Annotated in this window: 17 protein-coding genes and 1 pseudogene; 3 read left to right on the forward strand and 15 right to left on the reverse strand. The window is 54.8% G+C overall.

The genetic code is table 11. From position 1 onward, the window contains the following. Positions 1–32: 32 nt before the first annotated feature. The 5 genes from BMY01_RS13870 to BMY01_RS13890 form a co-directional block, all read right to left on the reverse strand. Complete coding sequence (locus BMY01_RS13870) at positions 33–1,307, reverse strand: dihydroorotase (protein WP_074748616.1); 1,275 nt, start codon at positions 1,305–1,307, stop codon at positions 33–35. Between the two features lie 5 nt (positions 1,308–1,312). Further along, complete coding sequence (locus BMY01_RS13875; protein WP_011381769.1) at positions 1,313–2,263, reverse strand: aspartate carbamoyltransferase catalytic subunit; 951 nt, start codon at positions 2,261–2,263, stop codon at positions 1,313–1,315. Beyond that, positions 2,256–2,765, reverse strand: coding sequence for a bifunctional pyr operon transcriptional regulator/uracil phosphoribosyltransferase PyrR (gene pyrR, locus BMY01_RS13880; RefSeq protein ID WP_074748618.1), 510 nt, complete (start codon positions 2,763–2,765; stop codon positions 2,256–2,258). Before pyrR ends, BMY01_RS13875 begins: the two co-directional genes overlap by 8 nt. Next, positions 2,752–3,207 carry a Holliday junction resolvase RuvX gene (ruvX, locus tag BMY01_RS13885; RefSeq protein WP_074748620.1) on the reverse strand — a complete coding sequence of 152 codons (456 nt, stop codon included), beginning with the start codon at positions 3,205–3,207 and terminating at the stop codon, positions 2,752–2,754. Before ruvX ends, pyrR begins: the two co-directional genes overlap by 14 nt. Before the next feature lie 71 nt (positions 3,208–3,278). Next, on the reverse strand, positions 3,279–3,839 hold the full coding sequence (locus BMY01_RS13890) for a YqgE/AlgH family protein (protein WP_011381766.1): 561 nt from the start codon (positions 3,837–3,839) through the stop codon (positions 3,279–3,281). Between the two features lie 203 nt (positions 3,840–4,042). Here BMY01_RS13890 and BMY01_RS13895 point away from each other — a divergent pair, with 203 nt between their 5' ends. Beyond that, positions 4,043–4,507, forward strand: coding sequence for a sodium:proline symporter (locus tag BMY01_RS13895; RefSeq protein WP_074748622.1), 465 nt, complete (start codon positions 4,043–4,045; stop codon positions 4,505–4,507). Here the strand turns inward: BMY01_RS13895 and BMY01_RS13900 are convergent. From BMY01_RS13900 to BMY01_RS13945, 10 genes and pseudogenes are all read right to left on the reverse strand, one after another. After that, positions 4,495–4,944: a hypothetical protein gene (locus BMY01_RS13900; RefSeq protein ID WP_074748623.1), complete on the reverse strand. Its 450-nt coding sequence runs from the start codon at positions 4,942–4,944 to the stop codon at positions 4,495–4,497. The two genes, BMY01_RS13895 and BMY01_RS13900, sit on opposite strands and share 13 nt — an antisense overlap. A 533-nt stretch (positions 4,945–5,477) precedes the next feature. Beyond that, entirely contained in the window at positions 5,478–5,966 is a 489-nt protein-coding gene (locus BMY01_RS13905) for a pilin (RefSeq protein WP_074748625.1), read from the reverse strand. A gap of 55 nt (positions 5,967–6,021) precedes the next feature. Continuing rightward, positions 6,022–6,447, reverse strand: coding sequence for a universal stress protein (locus BMY01_RS13910; RefSeq protein ID WP_074748626.1), 426 nt, complete (start codon positions 6,445–6,447; stop codon positions 6,022–6,024). Positions 6,448–6,477: 30 nt separating this feature from the next. Further along, a complete protein-coding gene (locus BMY01_RS13915; RefSeq protein ID WP_074748628.1) occupies positions 6,478–7,209 on the reverse strand; it encodes a TerC family protein in 732 nt (243 codons plus the stop codon). Between the two features lie 46 nt (positions 7,210–7,255). Then, a complete protein-coding gene (locus tag BMY01_RS13920; RefSeq protein ID WP_074748630.1) occupies positions 7,256–8,488 on the reverse strand; it encodes a patatin-like phospholipase family protein in 1,233 nt (410 codons plus the stop codon). 52 nt (positions 8,489–8,540) lie between these two features. Further along, a complete protein-coding gene (fumC, locus tag BMY01_RS13925) occupies positions 8,541–9,929 on the reverse strand; it encodes a class II fumarate hydratase (RefSeq protein ID WP_074748632.1) in 1,389 nt (462 codons plus the stop codon). Positions 9,930–10,193: 264 nt separating this feature from the next. After that, on the reverse strand, positions 10,194–10,472 hold the full coding sequence (locus BMY01_RS13930; RefSeq protein ID WP_074748634.1) for a hypothetical protein: 279 nt from the start codon (positions 10,470–10,472) through the stop codon (positions 10,194–10,196). A gap of 325 nt (positions 10,473–10,797) precedes the next feature. Beyond that, complete coding sequence (locus BMY01_RS13935; protein WP_074748635.1) at positions 10,798–12,024, reverse strand: ribonucleotide-diphosphate reductase subunit beta; 1,227 nt, start codon at positions 12,022–12,024, stop codon at positions 10,798–10,800. A gap of 29 nt (positions 12,025–12,053) precedes the next feature. After that, positions 12,054–14,885, reverse strand: coding sequence for a ribonucleoside-diphosphate reductase subunit alpha (locus tag BMY01_RS13940; RefSeq protein WP_439331408.1), 2,832 nt, complete (start codon positions 14,883–14,885; stop codon positions 12,054–12,056). Between the two features lie 492 nt (positions 14,886–15,377). Beyond that, a pseudogene (locus BMY01_RS13945) lies at positions 15,378–15,869 on the reverse strand (methane monooxygenase/ammonia monooxygenase subunit C); the annotation flags it as partial. Positions 15,870–15,978: 109 nt separating this feature from the next. Between BMY01_RS13945 and BMY01_RS18415 the strand changes: the two are divergent. Beyond that, a complete protein-coding gene (locus BMY01_RS18415; RefSeq protein ID WP_254772755.1) occupies positions 15,979–16,461 on the forward strand; it encodes a type IV secretion system protein in 483 nt (160 codons plus the stop codon). Next, positions 16,458–17,300, forward strand: coding sequence for a type IV secretion system protein (locus BMY01_RS18420; protein WP_254772756.1), 843 nt, complete (start codon positions 16,458–16,460; stop codon positions 17,298–17,300). Before BMY01_RS18415 ends, BMY01_RS18420 begins: the two co-directional genes overlap by 4 nt. Positions 17,301–17,303: the final 3 nt, after the last annotated feature.

Raw genomic sequence — 17,303 nt, forward strand, 5'->3', positions numbered from 1 at the left:
GAACTCGAAAATACATGCCCATGTTGCAACGCCTAGTCCACGTAAACAACGTTTCCGTTGATCAGCGTATATTTTACTTTGCCTTGCAGCTCCCAGCCCAGGAATGGCGTGTTCTTGCCCTGGCTTTTGAGTGTCGAGGCTTCAATCGTCCAGTAATGATCAGGGTCGAAAATACATAGATCGGCATCACCCCCGGGCGTGAGATGGCCCCCTTCCACCCCAAGGATGCGGGCGGGTTCCCCCGTGATCTTCGATAACGCGGCTACCAGAGGCAGCTTCGTTTCCGCTGCCCATTTCAGTGTAAGCGGCAGCAGTAATTCGAGGCCGGTTGCGCCGGCCTCGGCCTCGGCAAAGGGCAGCAGCTTTGCATCCTCGTCCACGGGAGCGTGGTCGGAGCATATGGCATCTATAGTGCCATCCAGCAGTCCTGTGCGCAAGACATCGCGGTCCCCCAGACTTCTTAACGGGGGTACCAGATGACAGTTGGAATCGAAGAAGCCGATATCCATTTCAGACAGGTGGACGTGATGGGCGGCCACGTCGCAGGTAATAGGCAATCCCTGCTTTCGGGCTGCGCGTGTCATGGCCACCCCTTCCGAGCTGGAGATACGGCACAAGTGCACCCTGGCTCCGGTTTCTTTTGCCATCAGGATGATGTGGGACAGGGCGACAGTTTCGGCGCAGACGGGAATGGCGGCCAGCCCAAGGCGCGTCGCCACTTCCCCATCGTGGGCAACTCCGCCATCAGCGAGATTTACATCCTGGGGACGCAGCCACAGGCAAAACCCGAAGGTGGACGCATACTGCATTGCCTGCATGAGCACCCGGTTGTTGGGAAGCGGCTTGTCCGACTGGCCGAATGCAACACATCCCGCGCTGTGCAGCTCAGCCATCTCAGTCAACCATTCCCCTTTCAAGCCACGGGTAAGCGCTCCAATGGGATAAACACGCGTCTGATTGCGGCTCCTTGCGCGGTACTTCAGCATTTCCACCAGCCCGGGTTCGTCCAGCACAGGGTCGGTATCGGGAGGACATGCCAGGCTTGTAACGCCTCCCGCCACCGCGGCTCCCATTTCTGATTCAAGCGTCGCCTTGTATTCTAGGCCGGGTTCCCGCAGCCGGGCCGACAGATCCACAAGTCCGGGACATACGATCAATCCCTGCGCGTTTATTTCCCGGCGTGCCTCAAAGCCTGGCGGGACGGCGCCGAGAGAGGCGATTTTGCCCGACTGGATGTAAATGTCCGTTACGCGATCGAAGCTGTTTTTCGGGTCGATGACGCGACCATTGCGGATGGCGATATTCATGACTTTCAGCTTCCAGCCAGAATGGACATTACCGCCATGCGCACTGCGATGCCGAATGTTACCTGGGGCAGGATTACAGATTGCTTTCCATCAGCTACAACCGAATCGATCTCAACCCCGCGGTTCATGGGTCCGGGATGCAGAACGATTGCATCCGGCTTCGCCAGTGCCAGTTTCTCGGGAGTGAGCCCGTAATATTTGAAGTATTCTTCAGTGCTCGGAAGACGCGCGCTGAGCATGCGTTCGTTTTGCAGACGAAGCATCATCAGCACATCCACGTCTTTCAGTCCTTTCGCCATATCATGGTAAACATGCACGCCCAGACGTTCGACCTTGGCGGGCAGCAATGTCTTGGGTGCGATGACACGTACTTCCGGTACCCCGAGCGTCGTCAACGCATGAATCTGTGAGCGGGCCACGCGGGAATGAAGGATGTCGCCCACTATGGCGACGCGCAAGTTATGAAAGTCGCGCTTGCAGCGACGAATGGTAAACATGTCGAGTAGCGCCTGCGTGGGATGCGCGTGCCGGCCATCTCCTGCATTGATGACGTGAATGTCAGAGCGGACATGCTGCGCAATGAGGTGCGCGGCGCCGCTCTGAGCGTGCCTCACCACGAACATATCGGCATGCATGGCGGAAAGATTGTTCACTGTGTCCAGCAGTGTCTCTCCTTTGGATTGGGACGACGCCGCAATGTTGAGATTGATGACATCAGCAGACAACCGTTTTGCGGCAATTTCAAAGGTGGTGCGTGTACGCGTACTGGGTTCGAAGAACAGGTTGAATATGGATTTTCCGCGCAACAACGGCACTTTCTTGACGTCACGTTCCGTGACTCCGACGAACGGTTCGGCAGTATCGAGAATATTCAGGAGAATGGACGCGGGCAGTCCCTCGGTAGTCAAAAGGTGCTGCAGTTGACCGCTTTTGTTCAGCTGTGGATTATTACTCATTGCCCTGGCGCTTGTCGTACAGGCTCAAGCCCAGCTTTCCATCCGCTTTCTTTTCCAGCGCCAGCATTTTTGCAGGGGGCACGTCCAGCGTTGCGCCAATATACTGTGCAGCAATGGGAAGCTCTCTCCCGCCCCTGTCTATCAGTGCAGCCAGGCGAATGCTGGCCGGCCGCCCGTAATCGAATAGTTCGTTGATGGCAGCGCGGATCGTTCGTCCTGTATAAAGCACATCATCCACGAGAATGATGTGGCTCCCTTCCACTTTGAACGGGATGTCCGAAGGTCTGATCTGGGGATGCAAGCCGATCTGTCCAAAGTCGTCACGATAGAAGGAGACATCCAGCGCTCCCAGGGGGAGCGCCAGTTGCAGATCCCTATGCAGCCTTTCCGCAAGCCATACTCCGCCGGTATGAATTCCCACGACTGCGGTATCAGCGGAAATGCCTTGCCGTATCCGGGCAGTCAGCACAGTCAGCAGGTCTTCCGCTTCAGGTAATTGCATTTCGTTGATCAAAATAAGATTGCAATATCAGTTGAGCCGCGATCTGATCCAGCACCTGTTTCTGCCTCCTGCCTCTGACACTCGCTTCGTCCAGCGCTGAACTGGCGCTGATCGAGGTATAACGCTCATCCTCCAGGACAGTGCGAATGCCAAAGCTGGCCTGAAGACGATGCGCGAAGCGGCGGCTTCGACGGGTAAGCTCGTGCTCTGCACCATCCGCATGAACCGGCAGTCCAACCACCAGTAAAACAGGCTCCCACTCCTTGATTAACCGGGCGATGCTTTTCAAGCATTCCTCCTTATTCTTGTTGGATAGGGTAACAAGAGGATGGGCCAATCCCAATTCCAGATTCCCGATCGCGACGCCGATCCGTTTTTCGCCGAAATCGAAGGCCAATGCCGTGCCGGCGTGTGGCTGGCTCGCTTTTTCAGCCTCCTCCATTTGATATTACCGACCGTCAGCTTTGCCTGTAATGGCCGAAGTATTGCTCCCTCGTTGAATGAACGCTACTTTCAGGCATGACCCACTTCATCCGACAGGCTCGAAAAGTCCACTCCAAGCAATCGCATCGCGGCCGTCAAACGTTCTTCTGCCGGTAACTCAAAAATGATGGCGGGGGATGCAGGCACCGTCAGCCAAGCGTTCCGCGATAATTCGTGCTCTATCTGGCCCGGTGCCCATCCGGAATAGCCTAGCGCGACCAGGAGTTGCCTGGGGCTCTCGCCGTTTGCTATCGCCCGTAAAATGTCGAGGGAGGTGGTAAGTCCTACATCGTCATTCACTGCCATGGTCGATTGCCATTCACCCACGGGTTGATGGAGGACGAAGCCACGATCGAGTTGTATCGGACCACCGAACATGATTGGAAATCTTCGCGTCAATTGATCATCGGAAGAAATATCAAGCTGATCCAACAGATCTTTCAAGGTGAGATCGATCGGTCGGTTCACCACCAGGCCCAATGCGCCTTGGTCACTATGCTCGCAGATATAGGTCAGCGTCTTCGCAAAGAAGGGATCTGTCATGGCGGGCATGGCAATGAGGAAATGATGGGTCAGGTCGACACTTTGCATGAGGTGAATGATTATGCGGTTACCATCTCGTGGGATTGTATTCCGGAGTGGGCTGGCGGCTGCTTGTCCGTTTCATGTTCACCCATAAAAGGACTGTCCGGCCCCGAACCTTCAAGGTCAAGTTTCCGGGAAGTTTACTATTATTGTAGAACGAATACGTTTTCAGCGGTGAAACTGTGAAGAACCTTTTCTCACTACCGTAAATGTCCATCAATCCTGGCGCGGCAGCTACTGCCGGAATCATCGCTGGTGTCGTTGCCACCGGTGCTCAACTTGTTCTTTGGTGGGTATTCACTGATGCACTCCCCTCCATTTTTTACCGGGATGCCCGACTGACGGCGGCAATGCTAATGGGCCCCGCTGTCCTCCCGCCACCCGCCACATTCGAGTGGAAAGTCATGATCGTTGCAACCTTTATTCATTTCATGCTCTCCATTGCCTATGGCCTGATTCTGGCGCCCCTCATTTCCCGTCCTGGCATGGTGACTTCCATGCTGGCAGGCGCCATCTTCGGGTTGATCATCTATGTAACGAATATGTATGGAATGACCTTCATTTTTCCCTGGTTCTCGGTAGCACGGGACTGGATCACCCTGGCTACCCATATCGTATTCGGAATCTCGCTGGCCGTTCCTTACAAATTATTGTCCAGGCCTCATTCCGCATGACGCAAAAGGTTTGAGACAAGCTGGTGAAAAGTTTTTTTCGGATCTGATTCCCTGCCCGGGTTCGTTTCCGCGGCAATACATTTGTCATCGTTAATCTCGTTGCGGCAGAACTCCTGGTAATTATCCCAATCCCTGTTATACGCCGGGATATCCTGCTGCCGCACATTCGATCTGAAGTCCTCGATGATTTCATGCATGACCGGCAAGCGTGCCCGCAGATAAGTATCGATACTTCTCGGCCAGTTGGTAGGTTCAGGATACAGGCCCGAGAGGGTGGATAAAATGGCCGAGCGGAATTCTTCAGCGGCCTCTGTCCGACGTTTGCGGGTGAACATCTCATAAATACCGGCCACTACAATCCCCGCCCCCAGCAAAACCAGGGGCCACATGGGTACGTGAGAAAAGTATGCAGATATTTGATCGCTAAATTCGTTCATGTATTTTTCCGGTTATCTTATTGCTATAGAAACGTATCAAAACGTGGGTGTATCACCTTTTTCTTTTTCTTCCGGGTTCCGAAGTGAGCTTGGCCGGATATGCCAGTGCTCAGAGAAGTGGGAGTGTAGTGAGCCAGGAAAAAGTATGGCTTTGCCCTAATGGAGCACGACTATTCGACGATTATATGCTTTGGAAAGTGGGGGTCAATGCTCCATGACATGATTTTCCAGCAGCAGCTTTGCCTGCTCTTCGGATAACCGCCAATCGGACTGAATGTCACAGGTGTAAACTCCGGTGGATCCCGGATTTGAAAAGACTAACGAGGGATGAATTTGACAGGAAAGCGCTCAGCTTCTGGCGGTCAAAGCGCCCCACAGGTAATTGCAGGATGTAAACCGGGACTGTAACTGGGAGCGAATCGACCTTACCAGGAACTATTGGAGCAGGTTTGTAACCCCTGATGAGTGGCGAAGCGGCCACGGTGGTCGAGGCGGACGAAGTGGACCGCAAATCCTCTTTTTCGGGCTCCCTCCTATTTGCAGGATGACGGTCGGTGCTGGGGCAGGACAGTACCCGGGACAAGGTCGGGAATCCCGGAGACAGGATCGGTATTATCATTGCAGAACCATTCCTTGCCGTTTGCTGTCGCCAGAACCAGTGTTCTACCGGATCCCTCCGTCACCAGGCCCGGACTCACCCCGGTATTCCTGAATTTTGCTATTACCTCAAAACCTTTTTCCCGGGATTCCGGTGTGAGGCTTGCGACATACTTTCCGGTCCGTGTGGGCACCAGGTTGTCGAACTCTTCAGAGGTAGGCCATCTTCCCTTATCCGAATAAAACGCGGCAACAGGAGATTTAACGCTGCCGAGAAGATCGAGCGCTTCGGTTACCTGGTCGCGGGCCTGGGAATCCTCATAGAGTCGAAATGCAGGTGGGATAGCGATCGTCGCAAGGATGCCAATGAGGGCAACTACCATCATTGACTCGATCAAGGTTAGGCCCTTCTGATCCTGCTTCATTCTAAAAAAGCTCCTTCTTGGTTAAATGCATTACTATCCCCTGATATCCGCCATCCTATTTGATCAGGAGCACCGGTATTGTCGAAAGCTGTATGACCTTGCTGGCAACCGAACCCAGCAATATTCCTTTCACCGTTCCAAGTCCACGCGGGCCAAGCACGATCTGATCGAAATTCATTTCTTCCGCATAACGCAGAATGATGTTTGGCGGATGTCCTGAAGAGACATGGAACCGGTAGCCGATCCCGGCCTGGTCGAGCAATGCTCGCGCCGATGACAGTTCTTTCGTACCTTCTTCCTGGTAATACAGATCTATGCTCTTCTTGTCTATGAACATCGGCACGTTGCCGCGCAGGGGGAATTGCACGTTCAGCAAATGTATTTCGGGTGTTTCCCTGTATGAAGGAACCAGTTTGATGAACCGCCCGACTGCATTGTCCGACGCCGCTGAACCATCTACCGGCAACAGGAGTTTCAGCATGTTTTCTCCCTCATAACAGTTAATTTGCGCCTACGAACGCGGTTTATCGTTTATGTCATCCATCAGGTCGACAATCGCGACTCTTCTTGCCCCGGTTTTGTCGGCAAGCCATTTCCCGACGATCACGATCAGCAGAGTGCCTGCCGCGGGTGCGACCCAGTGTAGAAAAGCCGCGTTGTTATTTACCCATTCCCTGCTGACCGCGTCGGTAACGCTCATGTGTCCCGCGATCCAGCCAAGCAAGCCCGCACCGATGAAGATAGTGATGGGAAATTTTTCCATGAGTCTCATTACCAGCTTGCTGCCCCAAACGATGATGGGCACACTTACCACCAGGCCAAAGACCACCAGAATGACACTGTCCCTGGCGGCGCCGGCAATGGCAATCACATTATCCAGGCTCATCATGGCATCGGCGACAATGATGGTTTTAATCGCGCCCAGCAAGGTTGCGCTTGCGCTGATCTCATGCCCGTTCCCTTCCGGCTCGGGTTGAAGCAACTTGATGCCGATCCACAATAGCAGCAGTGCCGCTACGATTTTCAGGAACGGAATTGCCATCAAGGTGAAGGCGAAGTAGATCAGCACGACCCGCAGCGCAATGGCGCCGAACACTCCCCAGAAAATGCCGAGATTTCGCTGCTTTTCGGGAAGCCGCCGGCATGCAAGCGCGATAACCACCGCATTATCGCCTCCCAGAACGATATCAATGGTGATAATCTGGAGTACGGCAATCCAGAATTGCGGACTGGCAAGGTCCATAAGAAGTCTCTGAAAAATAGGGAATCAGGTGAAGCGACCAGGCTGTTCAGCCTATCCCCGGAACTGGATTGCGGATTATACCAGCGTCGGGTAAATCTGCTTGTGTCGGTCCATCGATTGGCGCTGCATGGAGAAACCGCAAGAGTTCGGCTTTGCGCGGCAGGGTATCCTGATAGCCGAGATCGATGAGCGCGCGGCAGAAGGGTTCTTCAAACAGAACATAGCTCAGGAGAGAAGAGCCATCGCGTCTCATTGCGCCGATGGCCCGGTAAAAAAGCCGGATGGTATGCGGCAGGGTGGCAGCGTGCTGCTGCGCGATTTCAGTGAATTCGACACTGGGGGAAATGACCATGTGCTGAATCTGGCGCAGCGGTATGTCGTGATTTCTCATGTTTTCTTCGGGAATCATGCGTAGCGTTCGGTTGATGCGCTGCAACCGTTCCAGGTCGACATAAAGGTTGTCGAGAAAAATACTGCTCATGATATGGCCGCCGATCTGTGCGAGCGTGGGATAAGTGTCTACCTTGACACGCTCAGGCTGCGTTTCCTCTATCTTGCGCACGCCAATCACCAGCACACGGTCTGCCCCGAGATGCAGCGCGGGACTCAACGGCGCAAGCTGGCGCATGGAACCGTCTCCGAAGTATTCGCGGTTCAGCCGCACGGCGGGAAAAAGAAGCGGAATGGCGGAAGAGGCGAGCAGGTGCTCAATTTCGATAGGGACGGCGACACCGATGCGGCGTTCCCGCTTCCATGGTCGTATGCTGTCCGCACCCTGGTAGAACGTCACCGATTGTCCGCTTGTATAGCCCCAGGCGGTAATGCCGAGAGCATGCAAGGCGCCTGTATCGATACTCTTCTGAATGCCTTGAAGCGGCAGGCTGTTTTCCAGCAGTTGCGCAAGCGGCGAGTTGTCGAGCAGGGAGGTTGCACCTTGCTTTCTCAGACTGCCAAACAGGAGAGAGGCGAGCCAGCGTACTGCATTTACGTATACGCCGAGAGGGTCTGTCCGGTAGGCCTGGTTGACGTGTGCGTTTTCCCATACGGCCGACAGGCGTCGCACACCATCCTGAAAGTTCCGGGCCGAGATGGCGAGAACCGCGGCATTGAATGCGCCAGCGGATGTGCCGCAAATTACGGGAAAGGGGGTGCGCGTTCTCTTCGGCAGCATCGCCGCGATAGCCTGCAGAACACCCACCTGATAGGCCGCGCGCGCGCCTCCTCCAGTCAGGACAAGGCCCACTTTCGGTGCCCGTGAGGATGACGGGAGCAAGCTCATTCACCCTGATGGCAGAAGCCGCAGGAGCAGCAACACTTATTCAACCCGAGGATCATTGCGGCTGAATCATGTCTTCCGGTCTTACCCAATCCTGAAATTGATCGATGGTAATGTGGCCGGTTGCAACGGCTGCCTGTTCCAGCGTAGTGCCTTCGCGATGCGCTTTCTTCGCGATTTCAGCCGCCTTGTCGTAGCCGATGTGGGGCGCGAGTGCAGTCACCAGCATCAGCGATTTGCGCAGCAATTCGTCTATGCGATCGATGTTTGCGGTGATTCCGATCGCGCAATGCTCGTTGAAGCTTATCATACCATCCGCCAGCAGGCGCACGCTCTGCAGGAAATTATGGATGATAAGCGGTTTCATGACGTTGAGCTCGAAATTTCCCATTGCACCGCCCATATTGACGGCGACATCATTGCCCATCACCTGGCAGCACAGCATGGTAAGCGCCTCTGACTGCGTCGGATTGACTTTGCCCGGCATGATGGAGCTGCCCGGCTCGTTTTCAGGAATTTTCAGTTCGCCGATTCCGCAGCGCGGGCCCGACGCAAGCCAGCGGATATCATTGGCGATTTTCATGAGCGAGGCTGCCAGGGTCTTGAGCGAGCCGTGCGCATGGACGAGCGCATCATTGGCGGCGAGGGCTTCGAATTTGTTGGGAGCTGTCACAAACGGCAGGCTCGTCAATCTTGCCAATTCCGCTGTGACCCGCACCGCAAACTCAGGATGAGCGTTTAATCCGGTGCCCACCGCCGTCCCTCCCAGAGCCAGTTCATATACATGCGGAAGCGCGGCGTCGACATGCTCCAGCCCGTGGTCCAGTTGGGAAACATAGCCCGAGAATTCCTGTCCCAAGGTGAGGGGAGTAGCATCCTGCAAATGGGTGCGACCGATTTTGACAATGCCTGAAAATGCCTCCGCCTTGGTGGCCAGCGTATGCCGCAACGCAGCAATGCCAGGCTTCAACTGATGATTGAGGGAGCAGGCGGCCGCCACATGCATGGCAGAGGGAAACACATCATTGGATGACTGCCCCTTGTTTACATCGTCGTTGGGATGAATCCTGCAATCCGGCCCTCTTCCGCCTCCCAACAGTTCAGAAGCGCGGTTTGCCAGCACTTCGTTCATATTCATGTTGGTCTGGGTTCCGGAGCCGGTCTGCCACACGACCAGCGGAAACTCTGCATCATGAGTGCCTGCGATCACCTCATCCGCAGCCTGGATGATGGCAGTAGCGCGCTCGTCATCCAGGACCCCTAGATCACGATTTACGGCAGCTGCCGCACGCTTCACGAGTGCCAGAGCGTGAAGCAGCGCAGGTGGCATGCGTTCGCCTGAAATTCTGAAATTCTGCAAGGAGCGCTGGGTCTGGGCGCCCCACAGCGCATGCGCGGGCACCTGTATTGAGCCCATCGTATCCCGTTCATCACGGTAATTCATCTCAGCCTTGGATCAAGGAAAGACAGGCGGCCATATAAGAAACACCTGGGCGCGCGCATTCTCCGGCTCAGGCAGGAAATAAAAGCAGCCGGAAAGGGAAACTGCGGAGAGGCCGCATGCTTGACCTGCGCGCACGGAAATCCGGCGGGTGCAGAGATTGAAAACTGACTCAGAGAAAGTTTATTCGTACTTATTCTGAAGAAGAGCACGTCCAATCGCCGGAGCATGGTGCGACGAGAACGTGCCAGATCAATCAGATACTGATCAGTTTTCGAGCCGGAAGGATTCTTCGCCGGGTTGACCGGTTTCAGGATCGATCCAGTCGGATATGCCGAGCTCGTCCTCGGCCTGCTCCAGAGTCTCTCCCGGTTCATAGTCCGAGTCGGCGTTGTACTCCATATCCTGGATGGCTTCAAGTAAGGTGGGGAAGGGACCAAATACCCTCTCACCCTCTTTTTCGTCATGCCAATAAAAACCATCAGGCCGTTCAACAACGCGCGTGGTGTCGTAGTCGCGGGACCCTTGTGGAATTGTACGAGCCATTACCACCTCCATCAGATAGAGATTCGAATGAAAGTCAATGTTAACCTCGTCCTTAAAATTTTACCAGCGTAAATAATCAGTGTATGGAAAACGTATTGATGGTAGGCATCCCGTTGATGCAAGCCTGAATGGGTCGGCCAGATATTCCGTGCGTGGAGATTGAGGGAAATCAGAATACGATGTGGCAGACGATCAGCCTTCGGAATCGAGGCTTGCTACCAGGCGACGCTAAAACCCGAAATGCGAAGAGTTGTTTTCAGCGGGGAGTGAGAGCAGGCAGGCCCTTCGTGACGCGCCTGCTGCCCCCCACTATTATTCTAGTTGTTCAGTCCCAGTTCAGCACACCACCGGTCTGATACTCGGTAACGCGTGTTTCAAAAAAGTTCTTTTCCTTTTTCAGGTCGATCATTTCAGACATCCAGGGGAAGGGGTTGCTCGCTCCCGGATAGAGAATGTCCAGACCTATCTGCTGGCAGCGGCGGTTGGCGATATAGCGCAGGTATTCCTTGAACATGGGCGCGTTCAGTCCCAGAACGCCACGCGGCATGGTGTCCTCGGCATAACGGTATTCCAGTTCCACCGCTTTTTGCATCAGCGCACTGATTTCGCTGCGAAATTCTTTCGTCCACAAATGCGGGTTTTCCATTTTGATCTGGTTCACGACATCGATGCCGAAATTGCAGTGCATGGATTCATCCCGCAGAATGTATTGATACTGCTCGGCTGAGCCAGTCATCTTATTCTGCCTTCCCAGCGCCAGGATCTGTATGAAACCCACATAAAAGAACAGGCCTTCCATGATGCAGGCGAATACGATCAGGCTTTTCAGCAGTTTCTGATCCGCTTCGAGGGTGCCCGTCCTGAATGATGGATCAGTTAACGTATCGATAAAGGGAATCAGAAATTCGTCCTTCTCGCGGATGGATCTCACTTCGTGATAGGCGTTGAAAATCTCGCCTTCGTCCAGCCCCAGCGATTCGACGATGTACTGATAGGCGTGCGTATGAATCGCCTCTTCAAATGCCTGGCGTAACAGGTATTGGCGGCATTCCGGATTGGTGATGTGCCGGTAAGTGCCGAGTACGATGTTATTGGCGGCGAGCGAATCCGCGGTAACGAAGAAGCCCAGGTTGCGCTTGACTATCCGCCGCTCATCCTCGGTCAGCCCGTTCGGATCTTTCCAGAGAGCGATATCGCGGCTCATGTTGATTTCCTGAGGCATCCAATGGTTGGCGCAGGCCGCCAGATACTTCTCCCACGCCCACTTGTACTTGAAAGGCACCAGCTGGTTGACATCCGCCTTGCAATTGATGATGCGCTTGTCTTCCACCGATACGCGCCGATGGATGTCCTCTGCAAAATAGTCCTTTTCTCCCACGCTATTCCCTGCATGCGACCCAGCCACATCGCTCGTGTTACCTTCTGCCTCGGTCCCGTTCGTGTCGGCAAGGCGGCTTGTTGCTTCAGGCCCCCCCCTGGTTCCGTCAAGCAATCCCGGATCGCCGTTTCTCCGCGGCGCCGATGGCATGATTTCATCCTCGAATATCAACATATCTTTCTCCTAACATTACATTTTAATTGTTATTGGCATGATTCACATTCCGGATCATCGACGGAACAGAACGACACATCTGTCGCCGGCGCTGCCGCACTCATGGCTGGCAGGCTCCCTTCTGCGGGCACTGCATTCAAAGAGCCCGCCTGGACTGTAGATTTTTCTGCTGACGTTGCTCCGAGCGAGCGCAGATAGTAGGTCGTCTTCAAGCCACGCAACCAAGCCAGTTTGTAGGTTTCATCCAGCTTTTTGCCGGAAACGCTGGCGATATAGATATTCAGGGACTGGGATTGATCTATCCATTTCTGCCTGCGCGCTGCCGCTTCGATCAGCCACTGGGGTTCCACCTCGAAGGCAGTGGCATAAAGCCTGCGGAGATCAGTCGGTACGCGATCTATCTTGCCCAAGGCCCCATCGAAATACTTGATATCAGAAATCATGACCTCGTCCCATAGCCCAAGCTTTTTCAGGTCGCTTACCAGATACTGATTGGCAATGGTGAATTCTCCCGACAAATTGGATTTGACGTAAAGATTCTTGAAGGTTGGCTCGATGCTGGCAGAAACGCCGACAATGTTGGAAATGGTCGCGGTGGGCGCTATTGCCAGGCAGTTGGAGTTACGCATGCCATGGTTTCTAATGCGTTCGCGCAGCGCTTCCCAGTCCAGCGTCGATGATCTGTCCGCCTCGATGTATCCGCCGCGTTCTTCCTGCAGCAGGTCGAGCGTATCCTGAGGCAGAATGCCGCGGTCCCACAGACTGCCGCGATAGGAGGCATAACGTCCCCGCTCTTCGGCCAGTTCGGTCGAGGCCCAGTAGGCATGGTAAGCCATCGCTTCCATGGTACGGTCCGCAAATTCCACTGCTTCGTCCGAAGCGTAGGGAATGCGCATTCTGTGCAGGCAATCCTGGAAACCCATGATACCCAGCCCGACAGGCCGGTGCCTGAGGTTGGAGTTGCGCGCCTTGGCCACCGCATAGAAATTGATATCGATCACATTGTCCAACATGCGCATGGCGAGGCTGACAGTACGCTTGAGCTTGTCGGCGTCAAGCTTCCCGGCATCATCGATGTGGGCCGCCAGATTGATCGAGCCCAGGTTGCATACCGCGATTTCCTGATCATTGGTATTGAGCGTTATCTCAGTGCAGAGATTGGAACTGTGCACCACGCCGATATGGTTTTGCGGCGAGCGGATATTGCAGGCATCCTTGAAGGTGATCCATGGGTGCCCGGTTTCAAACAGCATGCTCAGCATTTTGCGCCATAACTGCACCGCGGGTATCGTCTTGTACAGGCCGAGCTCGCCGCGCGCGACTTTATCCTCGTAGGCGAGATAAGCCTGCTCAAATGCCTTGCCATACTTCTCGTGCAGATCGGGTACGTCGGAAGGCGAAAAGAGTGTCCATTCGCCCCCTTCCATTACCCGTTTCATGAACAGGTCGGGAACCCATGTGGCCGTGTTCATGTCATGCGTGCGCCGGCGATCGTCCCCGGTATTCTTGCGCAGTTCCAGAAACTCCTCGATATCCAGGTGCCAGGATTCGAGGTAGGCACAAACGGCGCCCTTGCGTTTGCCACCCTGGTTTACCGCCACGGCTGTGTCGGATACCACCTTGAGAAAGGGGACTACGCCCTGGGATTTGCCATTGGTGCCCTTGATATGCGATCCCATTGCCCGAACACGCGTCCAATCATTGCCCAGTCCTCCGGCATACTTGGCAAGCAGTGCGTTTTCCTTGATTCCCTCGTAAATACCATCCAGGTCGTCCGGCACTGTCGTGAGATAGCACGAAGACAATTGCGAGCGACGCGTACCGGAATTAAACAGGGTGGGGGTGGAACTCATGAAATCAAAGTTAGACAGCACATGGTAGAACTCTATCGCCCGTGCTTCACGATCGATTTCGTTCAATGCAAGCCCCATCGCCACCCGCATGAAAAATGCCTGCGGCAATTCGATGCGGCGCTCCTGTATATGCAGAAAATAACGGTCATACAAGGTTTGCAAGCCGAGATAGCCAAATTTAAGATCGCGCTCCGCATGGAGGGCTTGTGCCAGCCGGGGCAGGTCGAACTGCGCCAGCCGTTCATCCAGCAGTTCGGCCTCGATCCCGCGCTTTATGAAGGCCGGGAAATATTCCATATAGCGCCCAGCCATTTCCCTTTGCACGATTTCCTCGCCCAGCACCTCGAAGCGGAGCGAGTGCAGCAGCAATCGCGCCGTAACGTAGCTGTAGGCCGGCTCTTTTTCCAGCAACGCACGTGCCGACAGGATTACCGATTTCCTTACTTCCTCCATCGGCACCCCATCATATAAATCCTTGAGCGTGGCTTTAAGTATCAGCGCAGGATCGACCGCTTCACCCAGACCTTTGCAGCAGGACTCAATCAGCGCCAACAGGCTCGCGGTATCGAGCGGAACCCGGCGCCCATCCTCAAGCACGTTCAAGACGCTGCCGGCCACCTCCGCTGCACTCACTTCCTTTTGCTGCGCCCGCTTGCGCGCACGATCCTCGCGGTACAGCACATAGGCCCGCGCCACATCGTGCTCGCCCGAGCGCATCAATGCCAGTTCCACCTGATCCTGGATGTCCTCGATATGGAAGGTTCCACCTGAGGGCTGGCGGCGCATCAAGGCGTTCACTACATCTTCGGTCAGGCGCGCCACCACTTCGCGTACCCTGGCCGAGGCGGCCCCCTGGCTGCCCTCAACGGCGAGAAACGCTTTCGTCATGGCAATGGAAATCTTGTTCGGCTCGAATCCGGCCACTGAGCCATTGCGGCGAATGATCTTGTATTGGGAATAGTGCGGATCATGGCCGGGAGGGTTCGAAGAAAATTCGTGGCCTGCCATTGTCGGCCGGGACGTTTGATCTGTGGAAAGCTGCATGCTGGATGCTCCTCATTTGTAAGGGAAATGTGCCGAATCCCTAGGTAAAGCCTGATATTTTAGGTGTTGTGGAAATGCTGTGGAAAACCTGTGGACTACTATATATAGTAGTGCATGAGAGTGTGCTCAACTACCTCTAGTGTCCAAGGCTCAATAGTCCTATATTTTCTGACGAGTGTCAAAAGGTATTTTTGGGGTTTTTGAGGCCGCGATTTTCAGGACTTTGAGGGCTATATCCGGAAGGTGATGTTCACGAAAACTGAGGCACTCGGGGTGAAAAAGCCGGGCATGACGGCGAGAGGTGTAGAGTTGAGTTCCCTGGAGGAGGACTGAAAGAGAAGCGCCGGAGAGCTTCCGGTAATGCAGTTCTTGCCAAAAACCCCATCCCTGTGAAAGCGGATGGGGGATACCACGTTGGTTAGGACTTGGACTTAAAACCTGGTGCTTTAGATAACGTTAGACAACGTTATCCAGAATCACCCGGCTTTGCTTGTTCCACTGCACGTCCATGAGGTTGGAGAACCGTGCAATCACCTGAACGGCAATGCCGCCGGAGAACAGGGCTGCCCAGGCCAGCACCACGAAGCCCCAGTGCAGCGGTGCGCTGAAGAGTTCCTCCATGAACCAGAAGGCGTGACCCCACTCATTGAGGCCTACGTTCGGAAGGCTCATCAACGGGCCTGCGATGGCCATCAGCAGCGGAAATGAAGTTCCCTTGTTATAGAGCGGCAAGCGCGTACTCGCATACAGGAAAGTCGATACGCCCATGATGATATACATCGGGAACGCCCCATAGAACAGCGGTATATGGCTGGGCGTGAAGCTCGTGTCACGGATGATCACCTGGTGCCAGGAAGCATCCTGCTCGGTGAAGAAGCTCGATCCCCAGTAGACGGCGAACATGTACACGCCAAGCCACATCAGAAAATAGAAGTACCGCTTGATCTCCTTTTGGTATGGACGGCAGATCTTGATAAACAAGAGGCCTTGTTCAAGGAGTGCCCGAAAGGCTTACCCGAAGGGGATAAGCCAAGTCAAAAGAAGAGCTGGTGATGGTATGAAAAAGCGGATTTCATTTGAAACTGCTGTCCTGGTGTTACTGCTGGGATTGATGCTTACTTCGTCGCCTGTGCAGGCAGCAATCGGAAATGCCGATGTTCTGGATGACATACTCACGCGTTATCAGACGGCCGCCAGTGCGTGGGCAACAATCATTACCGAACGCGCATCCTGGCTTTTCTGGATGCTGGTGACGATCAGCATGGTCTGGACATTTGGCCTGATGGCATTGCGCCGCGCTGATATAGGCGAATTCTTCGCCGAGTTTCTCCGCTTCACGGTCTTTACCGGTTTCTTCTGGTGGTTGCTCATGAATGGGCCTGCTTTCGCCACCTCGATCATTGCCTCGCTCAAGCAGATCGGTTCCGAGGCTAGTGGACTGCGTGATGTGCTTTCCCCATCAGGCATCGTCGATATTGGCTTTCATATCTTCTATCGAGCACTGGATGAGTCCACGCTGCGCTTACAATTGACAGCATGACGGGGATCATTATGGCGGCGGTAATCCTCATTATTCTGGCCTTGGTCAGCATCAACATGGTGTTGCTCCTGGTATCTGGCTGGATACTGGCTTACGCCGGCATTTTCTTCCTCGGATTCGGGGGCTCGCGCTGGACTTCGGAGATTGCGATCAACTATTACCGCACGGTCCTGGGGGTGGCGATATCGCTCTTTGCCATGGTGCTGCTGGTGGGCATCGGCAAGACCTTTCTGGATGATTACTACCGCCACATGAGCATGGGCCTCAATCTCAAGGAGATGGGTGTAATGATGGTCGTGTCCATCATTCTTCTTGTGCTGGTCGACAAGATTCCCCCCATGCTAAGCAGCATTGTAGGCGGTGGGGCAGGGGGAATAGGCAACCTGGGTGCCGGGACCGCGATTGCCGCGGCCGCAACTGCAACAGGTGTCGCCACCGGTATGATGATGGCCTCGGCCGCCAATGCAGCAGGCGGAGCATCCGCCATCAAGGCCGCGTTCGATGCGGCGCAGGCCAGCATGGAAGGCGGCATGGGCATGTTCGCTGAAGAGCAGCCCAGGCAGGACACGCCCTTGGGCGGACTAGCTCAGGCAATGGGCACGCCTTCGCGCTTTGTGGCTGAAATGGGCTCTCATCTCGCTCGTGGAGGAATGGAGGTGGTCAAGAGCAGTATTGCTTCGCAAGGGGGGCGCGTGGCGCAGACCCCCGGCGGAAAAGTTGCCTCCGCCATTCGCTCCAATATTCCTGAGCCGCAATTCAAGGGCAATGCCTTTGCTGGATCGACAGAGACGAAGCTCGACGCCGAAGCGGAAGCCGCTGCTTTCCGGGACAGCAAGTAACAG

This window comes from Nitrosospira multiformis (genome assembly GCF_900110185.1).
In the GTDB taxonomy this organism is placed as follows: Bacteria; Pseudomonadota; Gammaproteobacteria; order Burkholderiales; family Nitrosomonadaceae; genus Nitrosospira; species Nitrosospira multiformis_A.